We start from the raw sequence: 5,663 nt of genomic DNA, 5'->3' as shown, positions 1-5,663 counted from the left end.
CGAGGGGTCGGTTCAGCGGCAGGGCGCGCTGCGGGCCGTTCGGGGTGACGCCGCTGGCGTGGTTGCCGTCGTCGTCGTCGGCGACGATGCCGAGCATGGCCGACAGCGCGTAGCGGCGCAGGTACGTGATGGCGCTGCCGTAGCCCTGCGGGTCGTCCTTGACGAGGCGCGTCTCCGCCACGCCGCTGATGTACTCGCCGCTCTCGTGGAGGAGCACCGTTTCGAGCGCGGCGTGGCCGGGCTCCGAGCGGAAGGGGAGCTGCACGACGCTGAGGCCGTTGTCCTGCAGGGCGGCGCGGCAGGCGTCCCAGACGCTGCCGAGGTCGGCGTAGCGGCTGCGGAAGGCGGGGTTGGTGCTGTCCTTCACGGCGATCTGGAGCTGCCCCTGGGCCTTCACGAGGGCGGCGGCAATCTTGGTGATGCTGTCGGATCGTTGCATGGTTCGTCTCCCTGAGGTGAACTGGGGCAGCTGTTCTGCTGTCAACATAATTCTACCTCAGATTCTTCCCGCAGTGTGGTCGCCCGCACCTTCCGCCAAGACCGCCTCAAGCCCGCCCGTGCCCACGCGCCCCGCCGCGCGGGATGCAATGAGGCGGGCACCAAGCCCAGGGAGGACCCCGTGACCGACCACCCCGGCCTGTTCCCCACCTTCTTCCTCTCCGGCTTCGAGTGCTCCACCTTCCACTGGAAGCATCAGGGCCGCCGCGACCTCGTCGCCGAGACGCAGCACGACACGAAGCTCCACGAGGACTACGCCCTCCTGAGCGGCCTCGGCATCGCCGTCGTGCGCGAGGGCGTCCCCTGGCCCCTCGTGGACCACGGCGGGCAGGTGGACCTGAGCCGACTCGACCCCATCCTCGACGCCCTGGAGAAGTGCAGGCTCACCCCCATCTGGGACCTGTGCCACTACGGCTACCCCGACGACCTCGACCCCTTCACGGACGCCTTCACCACCCGCTTCGCCGACTACGCCCGCGAGGTCGCCCGGTACGTGAGCGGGCGCCGCGACGGCCCGCACTTCTTCACGCCCGTCAACGAACCCACCTTCTACTCCTTCTGCGGCGGCGAGTGGGGCTGGGCCGCGCCCTACGGCACCACCAGGGACACCCGCCACCGCCTGCGGCTCGCCCTGTGCCGCGCCGCCATCGCGGCGGTCCACGCGATCCGCGAGGTCGTCCCGGACGCCCGCATGGTGAACGTCGATCCCCTCGTGTACGTCGTGCCGCCGCGCGACCGCCCCGACCTCGCCGACGAGGCCCGCGAGGAGACCTTCCACGACACCTTCGTCGCCTGGGACGTCCTCGCCGGACGCCTCCACCCCGAGCTCGGCGGAAGCCCCGAGGTCCTCGACATCGTCGGTGTCAACTGCTACTCCTTCGGGCAGATGGAGTACAGGGAGGACGGCCCGCACGCCGCGCTCGGCCCGCGCGACGACCGCGTCGTCCCGCTCGGCGACCTCCTCGGGGAGGTCTGGAACCGCTACGGGCGCCCCATGATCATCGCGGAGACGAGCGGCCTGCGTGACGGTCGCCCCGCCTGGCTGCGCGACGTCATGGAGGAATGCCTCGCCGCCGTGAGGAAGGGCATCGACCTGCACGGCGTGTGCCTCTTTCCCGCGGTGGACATGCCCGACTGGCACACCGGCGAGTGGCTCCACAACGGCATCTGCGACCTGGAACGTCACGGGGACGAGCTCAGGCGCGCGCCCTACGCGCCCCTCGTGGACGAGCTGCGCCGCTGGCAACGGCTCCTCAACCGCGTCACCCGCCTCGACGAGGACCCCAACAGCGACCCGGTCGACCTGAACGACGTCACGCGCGCCGCGCACGCCATGAACTTCAGGTCCGACCGGGACTGGTCCTAGACGCTACTTCCGCAGCCGGGCGCCGCACAGCACGTCCAGCGCCGTGACCCCCAGCACCATCCCGAGCGCCACGAGCGCCCCGCGCCGCCCCGGGCCGCCCTGCCGCACCTTCGCGCCGAGCGTCGCGATGTCGAGGGCGTCCCCGCCCACGCGCGCCCACACCCAGCCCGTCGGACGCTCGCGCGACAGGATGCCCGCGCCCGCCATCAGCTCACGCGCGCCGTACGCGCGCAGCAGACCCACGCGGTCCTCCATGCCGAGCCGACGGCCCAGCCAGCGCGGCGCGAGCACCTCCAGCAGACCCAGACCGATGCTGAACCACCCCAGCCCCCTCGCGAGCCGCTCCGCTCCCGCCCGGTTCGCCGCGAGAGGAGACACCTTCGTCGTCGTCATGATCTTCCTCCTTCCGTCCCCATCGTGCCCGCCGATGCCCGGCGGCTTCGTGGGAGGCCCGTGGACGCCCGTACAGACCCCCTGAGGGAACTCCTCATCGCAAAGAGAGCCGCGCGCCCATGCGGCCGCCCGCTTCACGGCATCCTGAGGGGACGTTCATGACCGACACTCCCACCACCCCCACCAAGGCTCCCGCGAGGCTCCGCCTGCGCGTCACCCGCGCCGCCGAGAACCACCTGCGCGGCGGCCACCCCTGGCTGTACGACGGCAGCGTCCGCGAGCAGAACCGCCCGGGCGAGAGCGGCGAGCTCGCCGTCGTCTACGACCGCGACGACCGCTTCCTCGCCGTCGGCCTCTACGACCCCGAGTCACCCCTCCGGCTGCGCGTCCTGCACGCCGGAAAGCCCCGCATGATCGACGACGCGTGGTGGACCGCGCACCTTGACGCGGCCCTCGCCCGCCGTGAAGGCCTCGCGGACGAGGAGACCGACGGCCTGCGCCTCGTCAACGGCGAGAGCGACGGCTGGGGCGGCCTCGTCCTCGACCGCTACGCGGACACCCTCGTCCTCAAGCTCTACACCGCCGCGTGGTTCCCGCACGTGGAGCGCGTCCTCGGGCTCCTCGGGGAGCGCTTCCCCGGGAGCCGCGTCGTGCTGCGCCTCAGCCGCAACATCCAGGACGCCGCGCGCGAGCGGCGCGGCTGGCAGGACGGCACCGTCCTGCGCGGCGACACCCCCGGGGGCCCCGTGATCTTCCGCGAGTCCGGCCTGCGCTTCGAGGCGGACGTGCTGCGCGGACAGAAGACCGGCTTCTTCCTCGACCAGCGCGACAACCGCCGCCTCGTGGAGGGTCTCGCGCGCGGACGGCGCGTCCTCAACGCCTTCAGCTTCACCGGGGGCTTCTCCCTGTACGCCGCGCGCGGCGGCGCCCGCGAGGTCACCAGCCTCGACATCAGCGCCCACGCCCTCGCGGGCGCGCGGCGCAACTTCGCCCTCAACGCCGACCTTCCCGGGGTCGCCGCCTGCCGTCACGACGCCGTGCAGGCCGACGTCTTCGAGTACCTCCGCGCGCCCGACGGGAAGGAATTCGACCTCGTCGTCCTCGACCCGCCCTCCCTCGCGAGGCGCGAGGACGAACGCGCTGGCGCCGTCCGCGCCTACGGGGGCCTCGCCTCCGGCGGCATAGACCGGCTCGCGCGTGGCGGCACCCTCGTGTCCGCGTCGTGCTCCGCGCACGTCACCGACACGGAGTTCTTCGACGCCGTCCGGGGCGCCGCCGACGCCAGCGGCCGCAAGTGGCGCGAGCTCCGCGTCACCCACCACGCGCCCGACCACGAGGCCCGCTTCCCCGAGGCGCGCTACCTCAAGGCGATCTACCTCCAGTTCGACTGAACACCCCCCGCGGGACGCGGCCATCGTGCCGCGTCCTCTCTAGGCCGATTCGCTCTCAATCTCTCGCGGCGGCGGTGCTAGGGTGCGGAGCGTGTCCGCCACCACCGCCAACGACGCCGCCGTCACCGGACGCACCCGCGACCTCCTGAGGCTCGCGTGGCCGCTGATGCTCTCCAACCTCGCCTACACCGCCGTGGGCTTCACGGACACCCTCGTCGTGGGCCGCCTCGGCGTCACCGAGGTGGGCGCGGTGGGCCTCGCGAGCCTCGCGGTGCTCACGCTGCTGCTGCTCTTCCGCGGCAGCCTCAACACCGCCGCGACGTTCGTGTCGCGCGCGTTCGGCGCGGGGGATGGGGCGGGCGTGCTGCGCTGGTCGAACGTCTTCATGACGCTCGCGCTCGTCGGGGTGCCGCTCGCGCTCGCCGGGCCCCTGCTGGTGGACGCGCTGTTCGCGCTGCTGCGTCCCGACCCGGCCGTCGCGCAGGTCGCGCGGACCTACGGGCACATCCGCATGATCGAGGCGCCCCTCGTGCTGCTCGGCAGCACCAGCCTCTCCATCATGGTGGGCCTCGGCAACACCCGCACGCCCGCGCTGCTCGCGTGGCTCGTCGTGATCCTCAACGCGGTCCTCGCGGTCACGTTCGTGTTCGGCCTGGGCTGGGGTGTCGCGGGCGCCGCGTGGGCGAGCGTCATCGCCGTGTGCACGCAGAACGGCCTCGCGTTCGCGTTGCTGCGCGTCCTGCACGGTCAGGACTTCGGGCGCTTCCGCTTCGTCCGTCCCCGGCGCGCGGAACTCGCGAGCTTCGCGCGGGTCAGCCTCCCGGCGGGCCTCACGGAACTCGGCGAGGTCAGCGCGTTCACGGCCCTGCAGGGCGTCATCTCGCGGCTCGGACCGACCGAGCTGGCCGCGTCGCAGATCGCGAACCAGCTCGCGAGCCTCGGCTTCCTGCCTGCCTTCGCGCTCTCCACCGCGACGGGCAGCCTGCTGTCGCGCGCGCTCGGCGCGGGCCGACCGGACGTCGCGACACGCGTCGGCTGGAAGGGCGCGGGCGTCGCCGCCGCCGTGATGGGCCTGCTGGGACTGCTCTTCCTGCTCGCGCCGCGCACCCTGATCGGGCTGTTCAACGACGATCCGGGCGTTCTGCGCGTCGGCGCGCTCGTGCTGGGCGTCATGGCGGCCTTCCAGATCCTCGACGGCGTCGCGATCGTCCTCGGCGGCGCGCTCGGCGGGGCGGGCGACACGCGCTTCCGCCTGCTCGTCACGCTGCCCGGCTCGTGGCTGGTGATGGTCGCGGGCGCCACGCTGTTCGCGCCCCGCTACGGCGTGGTGGGCGCGTGGGGCGCCGCGCTCGTCTACATCTGCCTCACCGCGCTGCTGTACGCGGGGCGCTTCGCGTCCGGACGCTGGCGACGCGGCACCCTCTGAGTCCACGCCCCCGCCCGCCCGGCGGGGGTGTTTCCTTCAGGGAACGTCCACGTCGAAGCTCACCTCGTCCGGCGGGACGGGCCGCGCGAGCAGGTAGCCCTGCACGAGCGGCACGCCCAGCTCGCGCAGCACGTCCAGCTCGTCGGGGCGTTCCACGCCCTCCGCGACCGTCGTGAGCCCGAGGTTGTGCGCGAGCCCCGCGATGGCCCGCACGACCGGCAGCGTGCCGCGCTCGCGCCCGAGGTCGCGGATGAAGCTCCGGTCGATCTTGAGGACCGTCAGGGGGAGCCGCTGGAGGTAGCTCAGGCTGGAGTAGCCCGTGCCGAAGTCGTCCACCGCGACGGACACGCCCAGCTCGCGCAGTTCCTCCATCCGCACGGCGCTCTCGCGCACGTCGCGCATCACGACGCTCTCCGTGAGCTCCAGCTCCAGGCACGCGGGCGGCAGGCCCGTCTCCACGAGGGTCGCCGCGACGCTCTCCACGAAGTCGCGCCGCTCGAACTGCCGGGGGCTGACGTTCACCGCGACCCGCAGGTCGGTCCTGCCGCCGCGCTGCCACTCGACCGTGCGGCGGCAGGCCTCGCGCAGC

At 72.9% G+C, this 5,663-nt stretch carries 6 protein-coding genes; 3 read left to right on the top strand and 3 right to left on the bottom strand.

Annotated features, from left to right (window positions below):
* The coding region (locus tag DEIPI_RS28605) for an ERF family protein (RefSeq protein ID WP_245588513.1) at nt 1–439 on the bottom strand (439 nt) is incomplete at its 3' end.
* A 180-nt stretch (nt 440–619) separates the two neighbouring features.
* Here DEIPI_RS28605 and DEIPI_RS0104760 point away from each other — a divergent pair.
* Nucleotides 620–1,864: a glycoside hydrolase family 1 protein gene (locus DEIPI_RS0104760; protein WP_157463463.1), complete on the top strand. Its 1,245-nt coding sequence runs from the start codon at nt 620–622 to the stop codon at nt 1,862–1,864.
* Nucleotides 1,865–1,867: 3 nt separating this feature from the next.
* Here the strand turns inward: DEIPI_RS0104760 and DEIPI_RS28600 are convergent, their stop codons facing one another.
* Nucleotides 1,868–2,257: a hypothetical protein gene (locus DEIPI_RS28600; RefSeq protein ID WP_052351621.1), complete on the bottom strand. Its 390-nt coding sequence runs from the start codon at nt 2,255–2,257 to the stop codon at nt 1,868–1,870.
* 158 nt (nt 2,258–2,415) lie between these two features.
* Between DEIPI_RS28600 and DEIPI_RS0104750 the strand changes: the two genes are divergently transcribed.
* Nucleotides 2,416–3,648 (top strand): 23S rRNA (cytosine(2499)-C(5))-methyltransferase, encoded by a 1,233-nt coding sequence (locus DEIPI_RS0104750; protein WP_027481016.1) that lies wholly within the window; start codon nt 2,416–2,418, stop codon nt 3,646–3,648.
* 91 nt (nt 3,649–3,739) lie between these two features.
* Nucleotides 3,740–5,074: an MATE family efflux transporter gene (locus DEIPI_RS0104745; protein ID WP_027481015.1), complete on the top strand. Its 1,335-nt coding sequence runs from the start codon at nt 3,740–3,742 to the stop codon at nt 5,072–5,074.
* 36 nt (nt 5,075–5,110) lie between these two features.
* Here DEIPI_RS0104745 and DEIPI_RS38980 read toward each other — a convergent pair.
* Nucleotides 5,111–5,663: EAL domain-containing protein (locus DEIPI_RS38980; RefSeq protein WP_045233759.1), on the bottom strand; the 553-nt coding region annotated here is incomplete at its 5' end.

The sequence above is a fragment of the Deinococcus pimensis DSM 21231 genome, from assembly GCF_000519345.1.
Lineage (GTDB): Bacteria > Deinococcota > Deinococci > Deinococcales > Deinococcaceae > Deinococcus_A > Deinococcus_A pimensis.
The sequence above is the reverse complement of the archived record's forward strand: the minus strand, read 5'-3'. Positions and strand labels throughout refer to the sequence as shown.